At 53.2% G+C, this 17,699-nt stretch carries 20 protein-coding genes and 2 pseudogenes; 12 read left to right on the top strand and 10 right to left on the bottom strand.

The genetic code is table 11. The features are described 5' to 3' along the window. Nucleotides 1-228: 228 nt before the first annotated feature. Entirely contained in the window at nt 229-1,869 is a 1,641-nt protein-coding gene (locus tag FW796_RS26400; protein ID WP_446440341.1) for an ABC-F family ATP-binding cassette domain-containing protein, read from the top strand. A gap of 88 nt (nt 1,870-1,957) precedes the next feature. After that, nucleotides 1,958-2,350, top strand: coding sequence for a VOC family protein (locus FW796_RS26395; protein WP_446440340.1), 393 nt, complete (start codon nt 1,958-1,960; stop codon nt 2,348-2,350). Nucleotides 2,351-2,395: 45 nt separating this feature from the next. On the opposite strand, the gene FW796_RS26390 is transcribed toward FW796_RS26395, so the two are convergent. From FW796_RS26390 to FW796_RS26375, 4 genes are all read right to left on the bottom strand, one after another. Further along, complete coding sequence (locus FW796_RS26390) at nt 2,396-2,716, bottom strand: YbjQ family protein (protein ID WP_346635447.1); 321 nt, start codon at nt 2,714-2,716, stop codon at nt 2,396-2,398. Nucleotides 2,717-2,860: 144 nt separating this feature from the next. Beyond that, nucleotides 2,861-3,019, bottom strand: coding sequence for a hypothetical protein (locus FW796_RS26385; RefSeq protein ID WP_221811941.1), 159 nt, complete (start codon nt 3,017-3,019; stop codon nt 2,861-2,863). A gap of 224 nt (nt 3,020-3,243) precedes the next feature. After that, nucleotides 3,244-3,636, bottom strand: a complete 393-nt coding sequence (locus FW796_RS26380; protein WP_346635448.1) for an MliC family protein — start codon at nt 3,634-3,636, stop codon at nt 3,244-3,246. A 182-nt stretch (nt 3,637-3,818) separates the two neighbouring features. Beyond that, nucleotides 3,819-4,418: a GNAT family N-acetyltransferase gene (locus FW796_RS26375; RefSeq protein WP_346635449.1), complete on the bottom strand. Its 600-nt coding sequence runs from the start codon at nt 4,416-4,418 to the stop codon at nt 3,819-3,821. Between the two features lie 203 nt (nt 4,419-4,621). Between FW796_RS26375 and FW796_RS26370 the strand changes: the two genes are divergently transcribed. Continuing rightward, entirely contained in the window at nt 4,622-5,557 is a 936-nt protein-coding gene (locus FW796_RS26370) for a hypothetical protein (RefSeq protein ID WP_446440339.1), read from the top strand. Between the two features lie 112 nt (nt 5,558-5,669). Next, nucleotides 5,670-6,443 carry a methanethiol S-methyltransferase gene (mddA, locus tag FW796_RS26365; RefSeq protein ID WP_404937033.1) on the top strand — a complete coding sequence of 258 codons (774 nt, stop codon included), beginning with the start codon at nt 5,670-5,672 and terminating at the stop codon, nt 6,441-6,443. A gap of 148 nt (nt 6,444-6,591) precedes the next feature. Here the strand turns inward: mddA and FW796_RS26360 are convergent, their stop codons facing one another. The 3 genes from FW796_RS26360 to FW796_RS26350 form a co-directional block, all read right to left on the bottom strand. Beyond that, on the bottom strand, nt 6,592-7,323 hold the full coding sequence (locus FW796_RS26360; RefSeq protein ID WP_346635452.1) for an ABC transporter substrate-binding protein: 732 nt from the start codon (nt 7,321-7,323) through the stop codon (nt 6,592-6,594). A gap of 493 nt (nt 7,324-7,816) precedes the next feature. Further along, entirely contained in the window at nt 7,817-7,954 is a 138-nt protein-coding gene (locus tag FW796_RS26355; RefSeq protein WP_259744916.1) for a PA0050 family protein, read from the bottom strand. Between the two features lie 62 nt (nt 7,955-8,016). Further along, nucleotides 8,017-8,157: a PA0050 family protein gene (locus FW796_RS26350; RefSeq protein WP_346635453.1), complete on the bottom strand. Its 141-nt coding sequence runs from the start codon at nt 8,155-8,157 to the stop codon at nt 8,017-8,019. Nucleotides 8,158-8,478: 321 nt separating this feature from the next. Here FW796_RS26350 and FW796_RS26345 point away from each other — a divergent pair, with 321 nt between their 5' ends. The 4 genes and pseudogenes from FW796_RS26345 to FW796_RS26330 all read left to right on the top strand — a co-directional run bounded on the left by FW796_RS26345 (nt 8,479) and on the right by FW796_RS26330 (nt 9,958). After that, nucleotides 8,479-9,009: a GNAT family N-acetyltransferase gene (locus FW796_RS26345; RefSeq protein WP_346635454.1), complete on the top strand. Its 531-nt coding sequence runs from the start codon at nt 8,479-8,481 to the stop codon at nt 9,007-9,009. A gap of 33 nt (nt 9,010-9,042) precedes the next feature. After that, nucleotides 9,043-9,180 (top strand): annotated as a pseudogene (locus FW796_RS26340) (XRE family transcriptional regulator); the annotation flags it as partial. A gap of 46 nt (nt 9,181-9,226) precedes the next feature. After that, nucleotides 9,227-9,436, top strand: a complete 210-nt coding sequence (locus FW796_RS26335) for a hypothetical protein (RefSeq protein WP_346635455.1) — start codon at nt 9,227-9,229, stop codon at nt 9,434-9,436. A 273-nt stretch (nt 9,437-9,709) separates the two neighbouring features. Then, on the top strand, nt 9,710-9,958 hold the full coding sequence (locus FW796_RS26330) for a hypothetical protein (protein ID WP_446440338.1): 249 nt from the start codon (nt 9,710-9,712) through the stop codon (nt 9,956-9,958). A 177-nt stretch (nt 9,959-10,135) separates the two neighbouring features. On the opposite strand, the gene FW796_RS26325 is transcribed toward FW796_RS26330, so the two are convergent. Beyond that, nucleotides 10,136-10,519 carry a c-type cytochrome gene (locus tag FW796_RS26325; RefSeq protein ID WP_446440373.1) on the bottom strand — a complete coding sequence of 128 codons (384 nt, stop codon included), beginning with the start codon at nt 10,517-10,519 and terminating at the stop codon, nt 10,136-10,138. Between the two features lie 1,112 nt (nt 10,520-11,631). On the opposite strand from FW796_RS26325, the gene FW796_RS26320 reads away from it, so the two are divergent. Then, entirely contained in the window at nt 11,632-12,519 is an 888-nt protein-coding gene (locus FW796_RS26320) for an ETX/MTX2 family pore-forming toxin (protein WP_346635457.1), read from the top strand. Between the two features lie 732 nt (nt 12,520-13,251). Further along, nucleotides 13,252-15,657, top strand: coding sequence for an acyltransferase family protein (locus FW796_RS26315; RefSeq protein WP_446440337.1), 2,406 nt, complete (start codon nt 13,252-13,254; stop codon nt 15,655-15,657). 209 nt (nt 15,658-15,866) lie between these two features. Here the strand turns inward: FW796_RS26315 and FW796_RS26310 are convergent, their stop codons facing one another. Continuing rightward, complete coding sequence (locus tag FW796_RS26310) at nt 15,867-16,274, bottom strand: acyl-CoA thioesterase (RefSeq protein WP_346635459.1); 408 nt, start codon at nt 16,272-16,274, stop codon at nt 15,867-15,869. Nucleotides 16,275-16,399: 125 nt separating this feature from the next. Between FW796_RS26310 and FW796_RS26305 the strand changes: the two are divergent. Next, nucleotides 16,400-16,707, top strand: a pseudogene (locus FW796_RS26305) (hypothetical protein); the annotation flags it as partial. Between the two features lie 143 nt (nt 16,708-16,850). Here FW796_RS26305 and FW796_RS26300 read toward each other — a convergent pair. Continuing rightward, complete coding sequence (locus FW796_RS26300; protein ID WP_346635460.1) at nt 16,851-17,168, bottom strand: hypothetical protein; 318 nt, start codon at nt 17,166-17,168, stop codon at nt 16,851-16,853. A gap of 335 nt (nt 17,169-17,503) precedes the next feature. Between FW796_RS26300 and FW796_RS26295 the strand changes: the two genes are divergently transcribed. Beyond that, nucleotides 17,504-17,695 (top strand): DUF4224 domain-containing protein, encoded by a 192-nt coding sequence (locus FW796_RS26295; protein WP_446440336.1) that lies wholly within the window; start codon nt 17,504-17,506, stop codon nt 17,693-17,695. Nucleotides 17,696-17,699 lie beyond the last annotated feature (4 nt).

Genomic DNA, 17,699 nt, shown 5'->3' with positions numbered 1-17,699 from the left:
GGACTGGGGAGCCTTCTGCGGGACCTGGAGCAAGTGCCGAAATCCACCTGAAAGATCCCGACTGCGAATCAGCGGACTTGTCAGCCAGATAATTCCGCGGTTAGGCTACGCACCTTCTTTCCCGTCCCAGGACGATTGCCGACGTGAACAACTAAGCCTTCCAAAATGTATCCGCGACGAGCCTTGCTAGCGCTCGTTGGCCTGTTCCAACATTTTCTGGAGGTGCTGATGACTCACGTCACCCGGCTGCCTGCGCTGGTTTCACTGAACCAGCTGACTTATCAATTCGCCAATGGCGAAACCTTGCTTGATGCCCTGAACCTGAGCTTCGATCGCCTGCCCACGGCCATAGTCGGGCGTAATGGCATGGGTAAATCCCTCTTGCTGCGCCTGATCGCCGGTGAACTGCAACCCTCTTGCGGCAGCCTCAATCGTAACGCCAGCCTGGCCTATGTCCCCCAGGACCCGCTGCCGGCCCCACAACAGACTGTGGCTCAGGTCGCAGGCGTCGCTGATACGCTGCAAGCCCTGCAGCGCCTGGCAGCCGGCACCGCCGCCCCGGAAGACCTGCAACGGGTGGATGATCGCTGGGACCTGGCCGAACGCCTGCGCCAGGCTCTGGATGAGGCCGGCCTGCAACATTTGGAACCGGATCATCCGGCGGCCAACCTGAGCGGCGGGCAACTGGCCCGGGTGGTGCTGATCGGCGCCCTGCTCAGCGACGCCGACCTGCTGTTGCTTGATGAGCCCAGCAACCACCTGGACCGTGCCGGACGCCGTTGGCTGATGGAGCAACTGCAACAGTGGCGCGGCGGTCTGATCCTGGTCAGCCATGACCGCCAGTTGCTGATGCAGGTGCAACGCATCGTTGAACTCAGCCCCCAGGGAGCCCAGGTCTACGGCGGCAACTACGCGCTGTACCAGGCTCAGCGTCAGGCCCATAACGATGCCGCCCAGGCGGCACTGGAACACGCTCGTACCCAGCGCAGCCGTGAGCACAAACGTCTGCAACGCGAGCACGACACCATCCAGCGCCATGCCGCTACATCGCGCAAATACGCCAAGACCGCCAACGTCTCCGGCTTTGAGCGAGCCAAGATACTGGGCGCCGCCCGGGACATCATGGGCCAGGTGCGTCACAGCCATCAGGGGCACAAGAGCACCCTCGATGAACAGGTACGCAGTGCCTACGCCCGGGTCGCTGCGGAACAACCGACCTTGCTGACACTGCCCGATACCAACCTCCAGGCAGGCCAGCCAGTGCTCAACCTACAGCAGGCGCAATTGCCCTGGCTGGACAGTCGGTCGCCGGCGTCCTATCTCACCTGCCACGTCAGCGGCCCGGCACGTATTGCCCTGATCGGCCCCAACGGTTGCGGTAAATCCACTTTGCTGAAGATGCTCGCCGGTCAATTGCAGCCCCTGAGCGGCGAATGCCGGGTGGCGGTGACCGGTGCCTACCTTGACCAGCACCTGCTGCAACTGGCCCCCGAACCTTCGCTGCTGGAGCAACTGGCCAAGGCCGCTACACCGCTGGAGGAAAGCGCCTTGCGCACCTGCCTGGCACGCCTGCAACTGGACGCTCGGCGGGTGCAGCAACCCTGCGCCCAGCTCAGCGGTGGAGAGCGGCTGAAAGCGGCATTGGCGCTGGCATTGTGGGGAGGCAGCCCGGCCCGCCTGCTGCTGCTCGACGAGCCAACCAACCACCTGGATCTGGAATCGGTACAGGCCTTTGAGCGAGCCCTGCGGGACTACCCCGGGGCACTGGTGGTGGCGTCCCACGATCAGGACTTTCTCCAGGCCCTGGCACCGACCCATGAACTGCAATGGTCCCCACGTGGCTGGCAGCTGCTGGAGCGTCGCCAATGAATCAGCGCCTTACCGCAAAAAGCCGCGGGCAAGCGAGCGCCCATGCTAGATTCGCGTCCTCTTATCCATAGACAAGGAGCGTCACGCCATGCAGTTCGGCTACACCATCATCTATGTGCCCAAGGTTGAAGACTCCCTGGCCTTCTTTGAGCATGCCTTCGGCTTCAAGCGGCGGTTTCTCCATGAGTCCGGCACCTACGGCGAACTGGAAACCGGTAGCACCACCCTGGCTTTCGCCGACCACGACCTGGCAGAACTGAACTTCAAGGCCGGCCACGTCGCCGCCCACTCCTCGCCGCAACCCCTGGGCATGGAACTGGGACTGGTGACCGATGACGTCCATGCAGCCCATGCCCGGGCCCTGGAACAGGGCGCCCAGGAACTCGCGGCCCCCAGCAGCAAACCCTGGGGGCAGACGGTGTCCTACGTGCGTTGTCCGGATGGCACCCTGGTGGAGCTCTGTACCCCGGTAGGGGCTTGAGTCCAGGGGGGGCGGGGACAGTTGGGCGGGAAGTTGGGTAGAGCGTTACTTGAGCTTGACGGCGGTCCCGGTGGCAAACACCACCACCATGCCGCCACGCCCGGAAGGCATGCTGATCTCGAAATCCACGCCGACCACTGCATCAGCGTTGAACTGACGGGCCCGCTCCTTGATTTCATTGGTGGCCTGGATCCGCGCCTCCTTCAAGGCGCGTTCCAGGGTCTGGGAGCGCCCGCCAAAAAAGTCGCGCATGCCGGCGAAGATATCGCGGACCACGTTGATGCCCTGGACGGATTCAGCACTGACGATATCCAGATAGGAGGCAATTTCCCGACCTTCGATATGGGCGGTAGTGGTGACAATCATGTATTTCTCCCTTGAACAGATATTCCGTCCCGAGGTCCCGGGACATTAAGGCTGGGGATGGTATCAGAGCGACGGCGACGGTCGGTCATGGGCAACAATGGCTTCGCCACAAACAGCAGCCCCGCTCTGGAGCGGGGCTTTGGATCAGGGTTTCAAGGGACGCTCTTCGTCCCGTTCCGACAGGCTCTTGCCATCGTCCGGGTGTTTCCAGGTTTGCGGTGGCGGCTCTTTGTGTTCGACCTCGTACTGCGCCGCCTCATCGCTCCGTTCCTGCTCATAAGGGCGTTGCTGTTGTGTTGCCATGCCCACCTCTCTTCCTGAAGGGATTTTTGACTCGCCATTTCAGGTTAGAACAGATCCGACAACGGCTTGGCTGAGCCGACAAAACAACCACCACGCAAGATGAAACTTCTTTCACCCAGACGCCGATCCCGCCTGTGTATAGTTCCTTCGCTCATTCAAGCAACTACGTTCGCCCGCGCTCTGCCGCGGGCTTTTTTTGCCTGAAGGCCAGCTGCTTGGAACTGTTACTGCGGATCGATCTCCTGGCAATCCTTGAGCAGTTGCTGCTCCTTGGCGGTGTGATCTGCCTCCAGGAACGACAACATGCCCAGCTTGCCTTTGGTGTGCCAGCGAAAGCTGTTCTGCTCGTCGTCCGCCACATACAGCGCGCCGGAAGCCGAACGGGCAATGTGCATGGGAATCAATTGGTCCTTGTAGTAGAGCGTGGCGAACGAGGTGCCATTGTCGATGTTCAGATAGGCCGCATCGATGCGGACATTGCCCTCGCACTGATAGCGCGCCACCTGGCTCTGATAGGTCGGTTCAGGAGCGGGTGACTGAGCCTGGGCAGCCTCGGCCAGAATTGGCAGGGCCGAAGCCAGAGCTGCGGCGCAGAGCGTTGCGAGACGAGTTTTCACGGTATTTCCCCGAATGGTCAAAGATGTCCCATGGGACTGGCGACAGCGGTTTTAGTTCATGCCCGAGAGGCCTTCACCATGTCCTGCCGACCGCTCCAGAACAGCGGTTGCACATGTTCAGGACTAGCGCTAGCGGCCCCAGAAATCGATGACATACAGCTCGCCATTTTCAACCATTTTTATCAGACCGACACCAGAGGCTCGACCCGGTCGCGGGGCATAAGGGTCAGGTAGTCTTCGAGGGAGTCCGAGGACAGCGGCTTGATCATGATGCGCACCCGGTGCCGTAACTGGCCTAGCTCTATCCCGTCACGGGTACGGGCCTCGACATAGCCACAGGCTCTCCAGAAACCCTCGGCCCGGACGTTCTCGAACACCACGCTCAACCGCAGCCAGCGCGCGCCCTGCCCGGCCGCCCAGTCTTCAAGCTCGCGGTGCAACTGCCGGGCAACGCCCCGGCCCTGCAGCGAGCTGGCCACCATGAACAGACCAATGTGCCAGACCCTGGATGCCAGCAGATCACTGACGATACTGACCATTGCCACCAGGGCACCGGTCCCGTCGAAGTAACCGATCTTCCACTTGCGAGTGAAGGACCAGCCCTCTGGCAAGCTGTCATCGATTTCATTGCGGGCTTCATCCGGCTGCGGTGCACAGCCGTGGACGATGTGAAAGTAGTCCGGATTCTCAACGAAGAACGCCTGCAGCCGCTCGACATCTACCAGGGTGATCTCCCTGGCCAGCAATCCAGTGGATGAATGAGGCAATAGCCCTTGTGGCATGGGGTAACACTCCGAAAGGTCCACAGGACCCGTGCATGAAAGGGCGATCCTAGCGCTCCCTGCGCCCCCGGGAACATGGTTGATTTGTTGAAAAAATGTGTAAGGCACTGTGCCGGACCAAGACTCAGGTAGGCGCCAGGACTTATCATGGCCGCCCCTAGCCAGCGGCTCAGCCCGGCCCCACCCAGCAGCGGATTCCAACCATGTCCCTCCCTCTGTCTTCGCCGGGCTACCAGCGCCTGCTGGCCCTGCAGCAACGCATCCATGACTTCACCCGGGACCAGGCAGCCGAGCGCGACGACAACCCCGAAGACCTGACGGGGCCGCTGTGGGTCAGCGACTACAACTACCTGGCCCTGGCCCCAATACGTGGTGGCCTGCACCTGGAGTTTCATGGTGACCTGTGGGAAGAGCCGTTTGCCTGGACCCTGGAGTGTCTCGCCGACCAGGCAGTGGCCGACACCCTCAGTTCCCTGGCCTTTTCCGGCCCGGACCAAGGGGCAAACGGCACCCGCGAATGGGAGTTCACGCCCTTGTTGGACAACGCCGTCAGCTTTCCGATTCTCAGGTCACTGTCCATTCGCCCCAGCGAGCCCCAGGACCACAACGCCTCGCTGATCCAGAAAGCCGGCACGCTGATGGAGGAAGCAGGAGAAATCGCCCGCTTTGTAGCGAAAGCCCCGCACTTGAGCGAACTGACCCTGCCCAACGCCCCCGACTCGAGCTTCTTTCAGGTCCATCTGCCGCACCTTGCCCACCTGCGCATTGGCGGCCATTGGGACACCCAGCACTTCATTGCCAACCTGGCCGGCTCGGACAATCTGCCGCGGCTGAGCAACCTGGACTTCACCGAGTCCAGCGAACTGCAGAACAACTGGGCGGATCAGCGCGAAGAACAGGCCGTCACCTCCTTCGCCAGCTATGAAAAACTATTCGCCAGTGCTGCCTGCGAGCCACTGAAAGTGCTGCGCCTGCGCAACACCTGCCTGAGCCTGGAACAGCTCGAGACCCTGCGCCAGCTCCGCCCTGCGTTGCAGTTCATGGTGATCCAGGCCACCCGCGGCGGCTACGTAACGCATTTTGCTCGACAGGTATTCCCCTGGCGGCATCTGGTGCAGCCTGATCCGGGACAGCGCTGAAACAGACAAGCAACGGCAACCGACAATCAGTGCTAGGTTTAAGTGTCGATTAATTGAGTTTCCACTCTGGGCGCAAGTTTGCAATCTCCGCCATGACCGAAAGGAATCGTTCATGAACGCGGACTCCACACTGAAAAAAGCACCAAGAAGCACTGCCACAAACCTGCTCTATCTGCTCTACAGCCTCAGCAGCTATGTGATTTTTCTCCTGACCTTCCTCTACTTGATTGGCTTCCTTGGTGCGTTGTCGGTACTGAAGAACATTGACTCAGGGGAAAACCGCCATTGGCTGGTTGCAACAGCCATAGATGTCGCCCTTATCACCCTGTTCGCCGTCCAGCACAGCGTCATGGCCCGCGAAAGCGTCAAGAAAAAAATGTCCAGGATTATTCCCGTCCCCATAGAGCGAGCGACTTATGTTCTATGCAGCAGCCTGGCGCTGATCCTCTTGTTCATTTTGTGGCATCCCATACCGACCATGGTCTGGAGCGTTCAGTCCGAGGTGCTCAGGGCGTTGCTGAACGGCTTGTACTGGGCAGGATGGGGGATTGCGTTAGTGGCAACGTTTCTGATCAGTCATTTTGAGTTGTTTGGTTTGAAACAGGCTTACCCTAGCCTCTACAAAACCCAGCCGGAGCCCCTCAACTTCATCACGCCCTTTCTCTACAAGATTGTTCGCCACCCCATGTACCTGGGCTTTCTCATTGCCTTCTGGGCAACACCGGCGATGAGTGTCGGACACCTCGTATTCGCACTGACCTGCACCGCTTACATATTCGCGGGAACCCATCTCGAAGAGAAAGACATGGTCAGAGTCTTTGGCAAGCAGTACCTCGCTTATCAAAAGCAGGTCGGCATGCTACTGCCTTCACGCAGAAAGCCCTGAGTTGGCCAAGAAGGTTGAGAGTTCTTGAAATCTTGATCAGGAGAATGACTTCAACTGTCGCGCGCCTCCCGCCCTCACGACGAGACCACAGACCCTCCAAGAGACATGCACCTGTCGCCTGCATGGACCTGAAATGACCAATACGCAGTCATTGAAGAGGTGCGACAGTCACGTCGGCCTGACCGCTCTGGGCCAATGCGGCCTTAATGAATCCTTCGGCCTTCTTGCGCTCGATGAAACCCCTGACATAGGCCGCTCCTGCTTCCCGCGGCCGAGGCACTGCCATGGCCTGCCGAATAGCCGTAAAGGCCCCCTCCAGTACTCGATAACCCGGAGTGTTTGCCGCCATCAACTCCAGGGGTTGGCGCACACCCGCCGCCGCATCCAGGTGCTGTTGCAGATAAAGATCTACCGCGCCCGCCGAGGTTTCCGCCCGTTCAAGCTGAGCATGTTTCAACGTGCGAGACAGAAACAGGTCGTAGGCCGCGCCCTTGCCCACCGCCAACCGCAGGCCTGGCTGGTCGAGATCCTCGACCGCCTGGAAAGGTGAGTCTGCCGCCACCAGATAGGTGCCTTCGATGATGACGTAAGGCTCGCTGAAGGCTATCTGCTCCTCACGCACCGGCTCGATAGCCAGAAAAGCGACGTCCCAGCCCCCCTCCTCCAGCGCCGCAAAGACCTTGCCGGCCGCATCGAAGGTGGTCATCTGCAAGCTTACGCCGAGCTCTTCAGCCAAAGCTTTTGCCAAGGCGACCGACACACCTTGCGGCGAACCATCGCTACCTTTTTGCGCCAGGACAGGGTTGCCAAAATTAATCGCGGCCCGCAGCACGCCTTGCGGTGCCAGGTCGTCCAGGACCGCGCGGTTGATAGCACTCATGTTTTGCTCCGTGAATGAGGTTCAGAAAAAAGCAGGACCGGTTGACCGGCGACAACTACCTGATGGGCTCGGACTAGCGCATTACTGTCTCTGCACTAGCAGCACAGCTACCTCAATCCTTCTGCCGTTGTGACCACCCGATCATCATAAACACGCTCCCGGGTATCCAAAAACCGGGGTTTGAGGTCCCTATTCCTACAGCAAGCAGAGTCATGCCGACTACGAACAACGGTTGCTTGAACACATTTTCCATAACAAAGAACCTCCTGTAAAAATGAGCCACATTTAACCAGAAGCACGCCGTTTGAGTACGGTAAACACCAGACACCCTCTACCGCGCCCGGTTGGCACGCCTGCCGATCTTTTCTCAGTGCAATAAAGAACCCGCTCAGGGCGGGTTCTAAGGGAGCGCGCTTTACTGCCTGCTCGGGAGCGGACAATACCAACTTCACAAAGCAGGTCCGGATCCAACCGGACCCGCCAGATAACCTCCCTAAGGGCATTCGCAGGTAGACGGACCAAACACCGGACCACTGCACGGATCCTCAGATGGGCCAAACACCGGGCACGCTGCCTGGGCAGTCAGGGAAAAACCACAAAGCAGCAGTACAGCCAACATGACTTTCTTCATTTGTAACCTCCTGGTCAGTAAACGAGCAATCCATGCCCCCCTATCGAGGGCACAAGCCAATATCAGGGACATTCGCAAACCGTAGGCCCTAGAACCGGGCCCGCACAGGGATCTTCCCCAGGCCCCAGTACCGCGCAATCCGCCTGCGCCGTCAGCGAGAACATCCACAACAGCAACGAAGCCGCCAACATTTTCCTGTTCAATATGAGCTCCTTGGTCGAAACATCGATAACGATCCGTGTAGGCTCCTGTAGCCAGGCCGTTGCCTGCCGAAGGATCAAACACCCGTCCCTCGCGCGCCTGCCGCCAGACCGGTCAGCGAGCACAACAACGGACCCGAAACAGAAAAGACCAGTCACGTCAGTTGCGCCAGTGCGGTGTATTGTCACGTCAGAGGCGAAGCTGATCAGGCAGTCATCGTCCCCATCGGAGAGACTATGACTTTTCGAAGGCAGTCCAATCGATAAATGCGCCAATGTGACAGTGAACGGACAAAAACACTCTTGAGCCCAAAGGGAAAAATGATGCAACTGCTGCCACTCGCCCCCTCAACTATTGGTAAATCGCTAGAACTGCGCCCACTGGAAATTGATGACTTCGAAGCGCTGTACCGTGTTGCATCCGACCCGCTGATCTGGGCTCAGCATCCAAGCCCAACGCGCTATCAGGAACCCGTTTTTCAGCAATGGTTTAACGAGGCGCTTGCTTCAAAGTCTGCGCTTATCGTGATCGACCGCAGGAGCAACCAAGTGATCGGCTCCTCTCGCTACTCCGAGTTCGATGAGAAAAAACGAGAAGTGACGATCGGCTATACCTTCCTGGCTCGTGATCATTGGGGAGGCGGAACCAATAGAGAGTTGAAACATTTAATGCTGACTCATGCATTCCAATGGGTCGACACTGTTTGGTTTCAGGTTGACAGCCAGAACGTTCGATCTCAACGCGCCATGGAGAAAATCGGTGGACGCCTCTTCCGTCGCGCCACTAGACAACTCACCGATCGCACTCAAGAGTACCTGCTCTACAAAATAGATAAGCCGAGTCGCTCTGCTTGAAGAACAGATAAGCTCAACAGCATGGCGTCTCCACTGCGAGTGAAGCAAGTCTAGCGACTGCCAACAGGGCGGCGCCTGCGCAGCTTCTATCAGGATGAGCGTCAGCATGAGAGCTACACATTTACTGAGCTTCAGGAGCTGCAGGTTACAACCCTAGGTCACGTGTTCTAGTGGACAATGTATTCGCGCTGATTCTCAAGCGCCCAGGAAATATTGAATGCCAAAGAAACAGCCAGCGGATAAAAAAACAGCGACTGCCGCTGATATAGAACGATCCATTCAGGCGCTCAACACAATGGCTGAAAGGCTTTGGGGAGATGGCCGGGAGGCTGAAGCGCAAGCCTTGTTGAATGCGCTGGATGCGTTAAACCGAGCGCTTGATCGTATCAGAATTGGAGAAAATCGCAGGATTGCGACTCTCCATTAGAGTCAAGGGGAAACGTCGGACACTGATGGACTTTTTAGAATTCATATCCAACCTTCTCAGTGTCTTCGGTAACTACCAAACTTCTGGCACCAAGCCTCGCAGGGTTTTTACTCGAGGTTTTGTCGGGTTCTGCCTGATGGTTGTGATGTTTGAGCTGATAACGCTGAGCTACCTCTATCGACAGACTTGATGGTGTTTGGGCACAGGTAGCTCGTCACTAACATTTGGCCCCAACCGCCCCGACTAGCCAATCAGGGTGGTAATACAGTCCCGATGAAAGAAGTGACATGCCTGGCTGTTATGATTCCCAGCCCAGACAGTCAGGCTTCATATCCAGTGTCTCCGATCATCTGCGCCAATGAATTCGACCTCAGCGTATCCATGCCTGTTATCGAAGCCCAGACGTTGCTGGGGCTCGTCTGTGAACGGCATCTGGAAACGAGCTACACGGCCAAAGTCTTTCAAACAAGTGATCACAAGTGGGCAGCCGTGCAAGATATGAAAGCCACGCCGAAAAAATAACCAACTGCGGAACGAAAACAAGAAGGGCCTGCATAGTAAAAACCAGGCAAACCCTTGATATGAATGCTGCCCGAAGTCTGAATCGAAATGCCACGTCCTTACGAGCGGTAGCCTTTAAGCCCCTAGGCAAATCGTTAAATACCCCTTAAAACTCCATATCGCACTCTTACCTCAACATCATCGCTTCTTTAAAATCACACCACTCATATATTGATTTAAATCGCGAAAATCATTAACCCGCCAAGAGAATGGCGATAGCTTCACACCATTTTCTCGCAAAGTTTTAGGAATCAAGTCGCCATTTGGACGCAATATTATCGATGACACAATAACGCCCGGGTAATCATTCAGTCGTTTTTTGAAAGCGGACGTTGTTAGATCTGGCGTAGGAGGATTGCTTTTATTTGCCAATGGTCCTGCCCCTTTGATATCTGCTCCATGGCACATAGCGCAGCGCTGTAAATAGATATTTTTTCCATTGGCATCATCCGCGAAGGATAGTGATGCTTGAAACAGCGATAGAATCCCTAGCGAAGCGATGAATAGTACTTTTATTTTCATTTTTCCATATGGCCTTATTGGATAAATAAGATCTGAATCGAAGGCAAATCCCTGGCGTGCTTCTGCAGCACTCAACTCTCTCGAGAACATTTGAACCGAGGCTGTTCATGAGCAATGTGTTCGCGCTCGTAAGAGAAGAACTTCAGATCACACGGTGTTTCGCTTGGCATGCCCGTCCACAAGCTTGATACCAACTCACTGATTTCACTGAGCAATCCTGGTGACGGTGATTAGAAGCCCGCCATTCTCCTTCGGGACGCCCTTGCGTGCAACGATCGCCCAGAGGAGTTGATGACCAATCCCGGGGCAATGCTCGCGTCGATAAGGTCATCCCCGGGCATTTCTTCCGCAAAATCTGGGCAAACCGGACGGTCCCCCCAATCGATAGCTTGTTTGAATGGATCAATGAGGGTAGGCCCAAGAAACAACACTGTCTTATTCGATACCGCGGCAACCTGCAATATTCTGCAGCTCAATTGGACTTCTCCCGGATCATCAGCGCCAGTCGATGGTCCTGGCGCCAGACCCGACAACGCCAAAAGAGCGCACCAAGCAGAAGCAATCAAAGCTCGGAACCAATAGAGTCACTGACCAAGGCCACAGGTGGTGGCATGGTGAACAGCGGCTGATCATCGGCAGGTTTACTGAAGGAATAAATGCCCGATCCATTGCCGGCGCTCGGCCAGGCCGACATGCACCGTCAATGGAGACTGAGGGCTGTACAGATAACCATACGGGCAACACCGCTTACGCCATCGCTTTAAGCGCTGGGATCAGGGCTACGTATTACCGGACTTTATCGCTTAGATGTCTAAATGCTTTTGCATAAAAACCACTAGTGTCCGACGGCGTAAGCCTTAAGTTCGACGAAGATGCTGAAGCCAAGCCGAAGATGAAAATTCTGTGCTTGGAAGGAAAATACCTCCAACCACATACCTTGGCCCCCATTTAAAGGACCAAGAGGGATAAATCTTTCAAACTACAGTGTCAGGCTGGACGAATGTTGATGGCGTAGTTGAGCGGATGTCGTGCCCTCCACAATATTGACACCGAAAACCAATCTGCTAGCGTTAAATTCTATGGAGAATTCATAATCAAAGGACGCTAAAAAAATGAAAAAGGATAGTGTTGATACAAGTGCACGATCTGGGGTGGATTTAGACACCATGCTCAGAACCATGTTGGTAAATTATGCAACACATACCCAGCGGCCCGGTACTGCAAACACCCCCCTTGATTATCTGGGGCATCGAGTTGATGATGCCAAACTGTCAGGACAGAGCATTCCCGCATCAGTCGCTGGATCAGTCGAAATATTAACTGTTACGCAAAACATCATGAGCAATGATTTGTCGCATGAAATATCTCTCCCTGTGCCCGGCTTCAGCTATGTAGAGACAAGCGAAACATCAACCACAAACTCAAGTGGATGGGTGTTTACTTATGGAGTAGAGACTACTGCATCTGTAGATGTACTATTTGCCAGCGGAGGAATTACTCACAACTTTAGCGTTGAATACAATATGTCCACTCAAAATACCGTCACAAGGACAACGCAGAGGAGCTGGACCGTTGACCCGTTTTCGATTTCGGTCCCTGCAAACAGAAGGTATCGAGTTGATTACATTATGGAGAGAGTGATTGCTTCGGGTAGAAGTACAGTTCGTGCCGAGCTTTATGGCACTGCCAACTATAGAGCTCGGACTAATCATGTGCGACATGACTCTCCGCTTGGTAGTATTGCAAGAGTCATGAGTAACTGGGGAGAAAACCCGTCTCAATCTGAAGGTTTTTTAGACGGTGGCTGGCCACTCAATTCAGCAATAAACTCGGCAGAAACAAGGTTCGTCACTAATCATGGACTTCGATTTGACGTTCGAATTTTTGATATAACCAATATCAGAAACCTAGAAGAAAAAGGTGTATTGATTGAGGAGAGTCACTTCCCAGCAAGATTTGAAATAATCCATGACAATGTGGCCGTTTCACAGTCAGTGTAAATATTGGTATGCGTTCAGGATTCAACCCTTGTGTAACTAGACCAGCTGCCACTTATGTGGCAGCACGTCATCAATCTTGCTCTCCCACTGCGGCGGCAGGAGCGTAAGCCAGGCAGCCGATTTCGGTCATACCTTTCTCGAAGCCGATTTTAGTAGCCCATGAAATCGTCGCACACCCGCTTGCTGCTCCAAACACCAATGCCTTTGTCTATAAGAGGTCTAGCCAACAAAGTAGATTGCGGCTACATAGAGGATTGCGACAACTTGCTTTCTGCCTAAGAAGCGAGGAAACACGCCTAAGCTCTTGAAGTAGATGGGTCCCGAAGCCGGAGTCTAATTAAGCCAAAAACGTCAATGTTTGATAGGAAAAACTGGACTGGCGCAATTCAGATGTATTTCCTGCTTTACTATTTTTTCGGCGCTGGATGGCATCCAAATCCTGATGAGCGCCAAGGCATAATATATCCCGGCGTCCTGCCGAACAGAATTGGCGATGAGTCGGTCACCGCTGCGACTCTACACATCGCTTACCAGTTCTCAGGCCTCATTTCAGCGCCAGAAGGCTTGTACCGCTGCAGATTCGATGATCAAGGCATCTAGACCGATAACCCCTAGTTCGTTATATTGAAAAGTCACCAAATCAAGATATGTCACAAGGATGATGACGTGATAGATTTAAGTTTCAGACTCATACTGCACACTCTAAAAACTTAAACCAAACCCTGGTGTAGAATGATACGTTTATTCGCAAAAGCATCTTCTATATTATTGATCGCCCTACTCGCTATATATGTGGCACGTCCAACAGCATCAGTAGACTTAAATAATATAAAACACCAAGATCGCAACGCTTATATTGCAGCCGTACCTTTCTGGATTACAATATTTTCCGCGCCAGAGAATCAAAAAAGCATTTTTAAGGATGGCATTTTATTCGAAAATGGCAGGCCGATAGGACGCGGAGGAGCACTTCATGACGACATAAGCGAAAATGGAGGGGGAAAATGGTCTTACTGGGGGAGAGATATCTATCTCTCCCAGACGAAACAAAACTCAAGCACCACCCCATCAGAGATGGCCTACAGGCTCTCCGTTAGCTTTGATCCGCCACTTTATATAATATTGCCAACAGCAACACTCCTTATACTATTCATCCTCCTTCACACAACCATAAGAACAAGAGAACTAAGTGCCGACCATTTAAAAAGAGCTGCCCCCTGTAAAAGCTGGAAAATAAAAGCCTTAAAGTACTCTCCAGAAATTGACGGAATCCGCGCTATAGCCGTAGGTCTTGTATTACTTTATCACTTTGACTTTCCGCACCTTAAAGGTGGTTTTGTAGGAGTTGATGTATTCTTTGTAATCAGCGGATACCTAATAACAAGTATCATATGCCAAGACTTGCACTCTGAAAAATTCTCTTTTAGAAAATTTTACTTCAGGAGAGCCAGGCGAATATTCCCCGCATTGATAGCAGTGTCGCTGCTTACGATTTTATGTGCGACTGCAATCACCCCTCCTGAAAATTATAAAGAATTCGGTGGCTCGCTCCTTTCCTCATCATTATTCATTTCAAATATTTACTTCTATTTTCAGTCAGGATATTTCGACTCAGACGCCATTAGCAAACCGCTACTACACACATGGTCGCTTGGAGTTGAAGAACAATTCTACATATTCTTTCCACTGCTTTTATTTTTTACTGGGCGACTCTTAAATCAATCAAAGGCCATAATTTCAATAATAGTTTTTGCATTAATCTCTTTAATCTCCGCAGAGATCGCATTAAGCTTTAGCAGAAATGCCGCTTTCTTCCTGTCTCCGTTTCGATTTTTCGAGTTTACTTTTGGCGCAATTCTTGTATTTATAAACAAAGACTATTTAAATCAAAAAAATAAGGAAGTCGTGGCTGCTATAGGAACATTGCTAATCTTAGCCCCAAGCTTTCTTTACTCAAGCCAGATGAGTTTCCCAGGAATCGCCACATTACCAATATGTATAGGGGCGGCGTTACTAATATATTGCAATGACGCTCCGATAACTTCAAAAATTCTCAGCTCAGGAGCTTTTGTTGCTATTGGAAAAATTAGCTATTCTGCATATTTGGTGCACTGGCCAATCGTTGTTTTTTACAAGTCCATAAGAGTAAGTCAGGCTCCGCTATCACTACTGGAAATTGGAGCCTTGCTATCTGCAACATTAATTATCGCAAAATTACTATATCAATATGTAGAAACACCATTTAGACACATCGAATACTTAAAGCAGCATGGCCGCATTAAGGCAGGCCTCATATCTTTCTGCGCATTACTGGCACCACTTGCAATTATTGGAGGCTTAATTTACTCCTCCAGCGGTCTGCCACAACGGTTCTCAGATGCTACTCAGCAGCTACTCAAAACGCCAATAGAGCAACATCGTGCATATGTATGGAATCGCTTCAACAAGCTTGAAGGGAAAAAATTTTCAAACAACCACAGAAAACGAGTACTGATTATTGGAGACAGTCAAGCTGCTGACTTTTTGAATATAATAGAAGAAACAACCCCTGAAAAACTGGACATCTCCACAATTTTAATACCAGTTTCATGCCAAGCGGTAATACCCATAAATACAGAGTTTTACGACAACATTCCCACTGATACCATGCAAAAAAAAGAGTGTCGAGAAAGGCAAAATAACATCTTAAATGACATACGCATTTCATCGGCCGACATTATAGTAATAGCCTCATCCTGGACAGACTATGGAATAGATCAAATACAAAACACCATACATGCACTGACGACATCAAACCGAAACGCCAAACTAATCATCATACCTTCAAAAGCTCAAGGTAAAGGGGGCATTGACGTAATGCTTCTATCTCGTTGGAAAGATGTCATCCCAGAAAAAATAGCTTTCGCCTCTCGAACCTCAAATCTTGAAAGCAAGAGAGCCAAGCTTATGGATCAAGCTCACGGGGCGCAAATCCTAGACATTGGAAAATACATCTGTAACTGGAACAAAAAAACATGCTCTGTTTTTTCAAATACCGGTGATCCAATATTCTCTGATGTCTCTCACATTACAAAAAGTGGAGCGATTTTTATTGGAGAGAAGCTTCAGAAATCAGGCGAACTTGAAATTTTCAACTAGGATGAATGGACTGCCCCCGCCCTTCAGTCAGATCTGAACGAAAGAGATCAGCGCATAGACGAGCTGACCTTCAACGACAATGATCGCGAACTGTCACGACGCAGCTGGGCCGCCAGCGCTGAAGATTGAGAGCTCGACAGTGACGAAGCTGGTCATTACCGGCGAGCCAAACTTCGATACGCTGCGCCCTGTCCAAGCAACTACAACTCTCAAGACAGGAGTAGCGCCCTCAGTTGCTCAGGAACCTCAATAACTTCTCTGGTAACCGGCGAGACGCAAACGTGCGTAAGACTAGAAGTAAATGCTATGACACCTGGCGCTACATGCCCCTCGACTTCAAATGTGAACGAGTGAAGTCCAACACTGGAAACACTCACTTTCATCGAAAGCTCATCATCCCAAGTGACTGGGCGAAGAAACTCTAGAGAGAAAGCCCTCGCTGGAGGCAGTAGATTAAAACCCAGCAGAGTTCTTAATCCGGGGCCGGAGAGCCACACTGTAAGTGCATCATGAACAGCCTCAACAACGAAGTACGAAAACCTAGGTGTATAGACTATCCCCTCCGGATCACAATCGCCGAACAATACCTTTCTCTTAATAATCACAGAGCTCGGCACTAGATCAATCCTTAATATTGAGTGATAGAGATCGCAAGACCACATCGCAGCTCCTGCGTGTTCGGGTCGGACGATACCTCCCTCCCCCTTCAAAGTCAGCCGCTATAGCGGCCAAGGACGAAGTCATGCCTGAAGAAATCAAACTGATCCAAGCAGCACCGGTCGTTCGCGACGAATACGGAATGTTCCAGCACCCGAGCTGCCGGACTTCGACGAGGGCGACGGCGAAAAGTGCAAGGCTTGGGTCGCACAGCAGGGCCTGAAGCTCGTCATGATCAGCCTGGAGGCAGACGCACCGGAAGAGGTCGCAGATCGCTACTTCCAGTCCGATGAGCCGCACTGCGGCTACTGGGAGCCGGGCAAGCCTGAAGGCGAAGGCTGGTTCTGCTTGGCTATCCATGACACCAACGATGGCCCGGTCTGTTGGTGGGCCGCCGGGAGGCGCAGCCATGATCCTCCCCGCCCTCTACATGCTCTACCTGATCTACACGGGGCCAAGGCCATGAATGACGTTGCCGAACCTGCGCGGCCTAGACAAAATCCAGCGTTACCCATAACCGTAAATGCACTTTTGGTTCATTGCCCAAGGTTAGGCTGGACGGGAATCAGATCCTGAACTTCTGCGCAAGAGTAGGTGTTGGAATAGTCGAAGAATTTCGGCCTTAATTCGGAGCCGTAGCTCATACATTGGAACGCAGACGAGCCTTTTTGCAAGATTAGAAAGTGAACCGTGCCGACTCTTGCTGGCGACTGGTAGGCGGCTTTGATCTCATAGCCACTGCGTAACAGATCGGTCACCTTTTGAGTTTCCGCCAAGGCCAATGTGCTAGTGACTAGTAGGCCCAGCAGCGAGATGCTCAGGGCATTTTTTGCAATACGATTCGTTCTTGGCATGAATCCGTCATCCGTGAAGGGAAAATGCCAAGTTACCTAAGTTCAACAAAACCGTCACGGCCCAAGCCAGCTGAGTCGTAAAACTCAGCGGACTGGTCACACTCCGACAGGACTGGTCCAGAAGAGTCCACCCGACCCGAGAGCCCAGGACTTGGATGAAGGACTAGGCCGGACGAACGCTGCAACCCTGCCACGGCGCAACGCCGGCGGCGATCAGCGCCATCTGCCCCCCCCTCAACAATCGGAAAGCCTATCCGCGGCGCCGGTACACCACCTACTACCAGCTACAGGCCGAATAACTACTTTCTGCCGCCACGCGCGGCATGGATATCTGCATGAGTATTATTGAATTTTTGAGTCATGACGAAGCGTGTGAGCTGACTGGCGCAAAAACAAAAGCCAACCAGATTGCTGTGCTGTGCAAAAACGGAATCAGGCACACAATCAAGCGTAACGGTTGGCCCTGCGTCACCACCGCAGCACTGATCGCGGGGAAAGTGGAGCTAACGACAGGGCGTGCCAAGTGACAAC

The sequence above is a fragment of the Pseudomonas sp. 910_21 genome, assembly GCF_052850735.1.
This window is presented reverse-complemented; position numbering and strand designations above follow the sequence as displayed.

Bases quoted from the DNA above. Each gene is read 5' to 3' on its own strand.
- FW796_RS26335 (WP_346635455.1), top strand. From the start codon at position 9,227: ATGCCAAAGAAACAGCCAGCGGATAAAAAAACAGCGACTGCCGCTGAT.
- FW796_RS26375 (WP_346635449.1), bottom strand. From the start codon at position 4,418: ATGCCACAAGGGCTATTGCCTCATTCATCCACTGGATTGCTGGCCAGG.
- FW796_RS26295 (WP_446440336.1), top strand. From the start codon at position 17,504: ATGAGTATTATTGAATTTTTGAGTCATGACGAAGCGTGTGAGCTGACT.
- FW796_RS26390 (WP_346635447.1), bottom strand. From the start codon at position 2,716: ATGATTGTCACCACTACCGCCCATATCGAAGGTCGGGAAATTGCCTCC.
- FW796_RS26345 (WP_346635454.1), top strand. From the start codon at position 8,479: ATGCAACTGCTGCCACTCGCCCCCTCAACTATTGGTAAATCGCTAGAA.
- FW796_RS26330 (WP_446440338.1), top strand. From the start codon at position 9,710: ATGAAAGAAGTGACATGCCTGGCTGTTATGATTCCCAGCCCAGACAGT.
- FW796_RS26370 (WP_446440339.1), top strand. From the start codon at position 4,622: ATGTCCCTCCCTCTGTCTTCGCCGGGCTACCAGCGCCTGCTGGCCCTG.
- FW796_RS26385 (WP_221811941.1), bottom strand. From the start codon at position 3,019: ATGGCAACACAACAGCAACGCCCTTATGAGCAGGAACGGAGCGATGAG.
- mddA (WP_404937033.1), top strand. From the start codon at position 5,670: ATGAACGCGGACTCCACACTGAAAAAAGCACCAAGAAGCACTGCCACA.
- FW796_RS26315 (WP_446440337.1), top strand. From the start codon at position 13,252: ATGATACGTTTATTCGCAAAAGCATCTTCTATATTATTGATCGCCCTA.
- FW796_RS26355 (WP_259744916.1), bottom strand. From the start codon at position 7,954: ATGAAGAAAGTCATGTTGGCTGTACTGCTGCTTTGTGGTTTTTCCCTG.
- FW796_RS26400 (WP_446440341.1), top strand. From the start codon at position 229: ATGACTCACGTCACCCGGCTGCCTGCGCTGGTTTCACTGAACCAGCTG.
- FW796_RS26300 (WP_346635460.1), bottom strand. From the start codon at position 17,168: ATGCCAAGAACGAATCGTATTGCAAAAAATGCCCTGAGCATCTCGCTG.
- FW796_RS26395 (WP_446440340.1), top strand. From the start codon at position 1,958: ATGCAGTTCGGCTACACCATCATCTATGTGCCCAAGGTTGAAGACTCC.
- FW796_RS26360 (WP_346635452.1), bottom strand. From the start codon at position 7,323: ATGAGTGCTATCAACCGCGCGGTCCTGGACGACCTGGCACCGCAAGGC.
- FW796_RS26325 (WP_446440373.1), bottom strand. From the start codon at position 10,519: ATGAAAATAAAAGTACTATTCATCGCTTCGCTAGGGATTCTATCGCTG.
- FW796_RS26320 (WP_346635457.1), top strand. From the start codon at position 11,632: ATGAAAAAGGATAGTGTTGATACAAGTGCACGATCTGGGGTGGATTTA.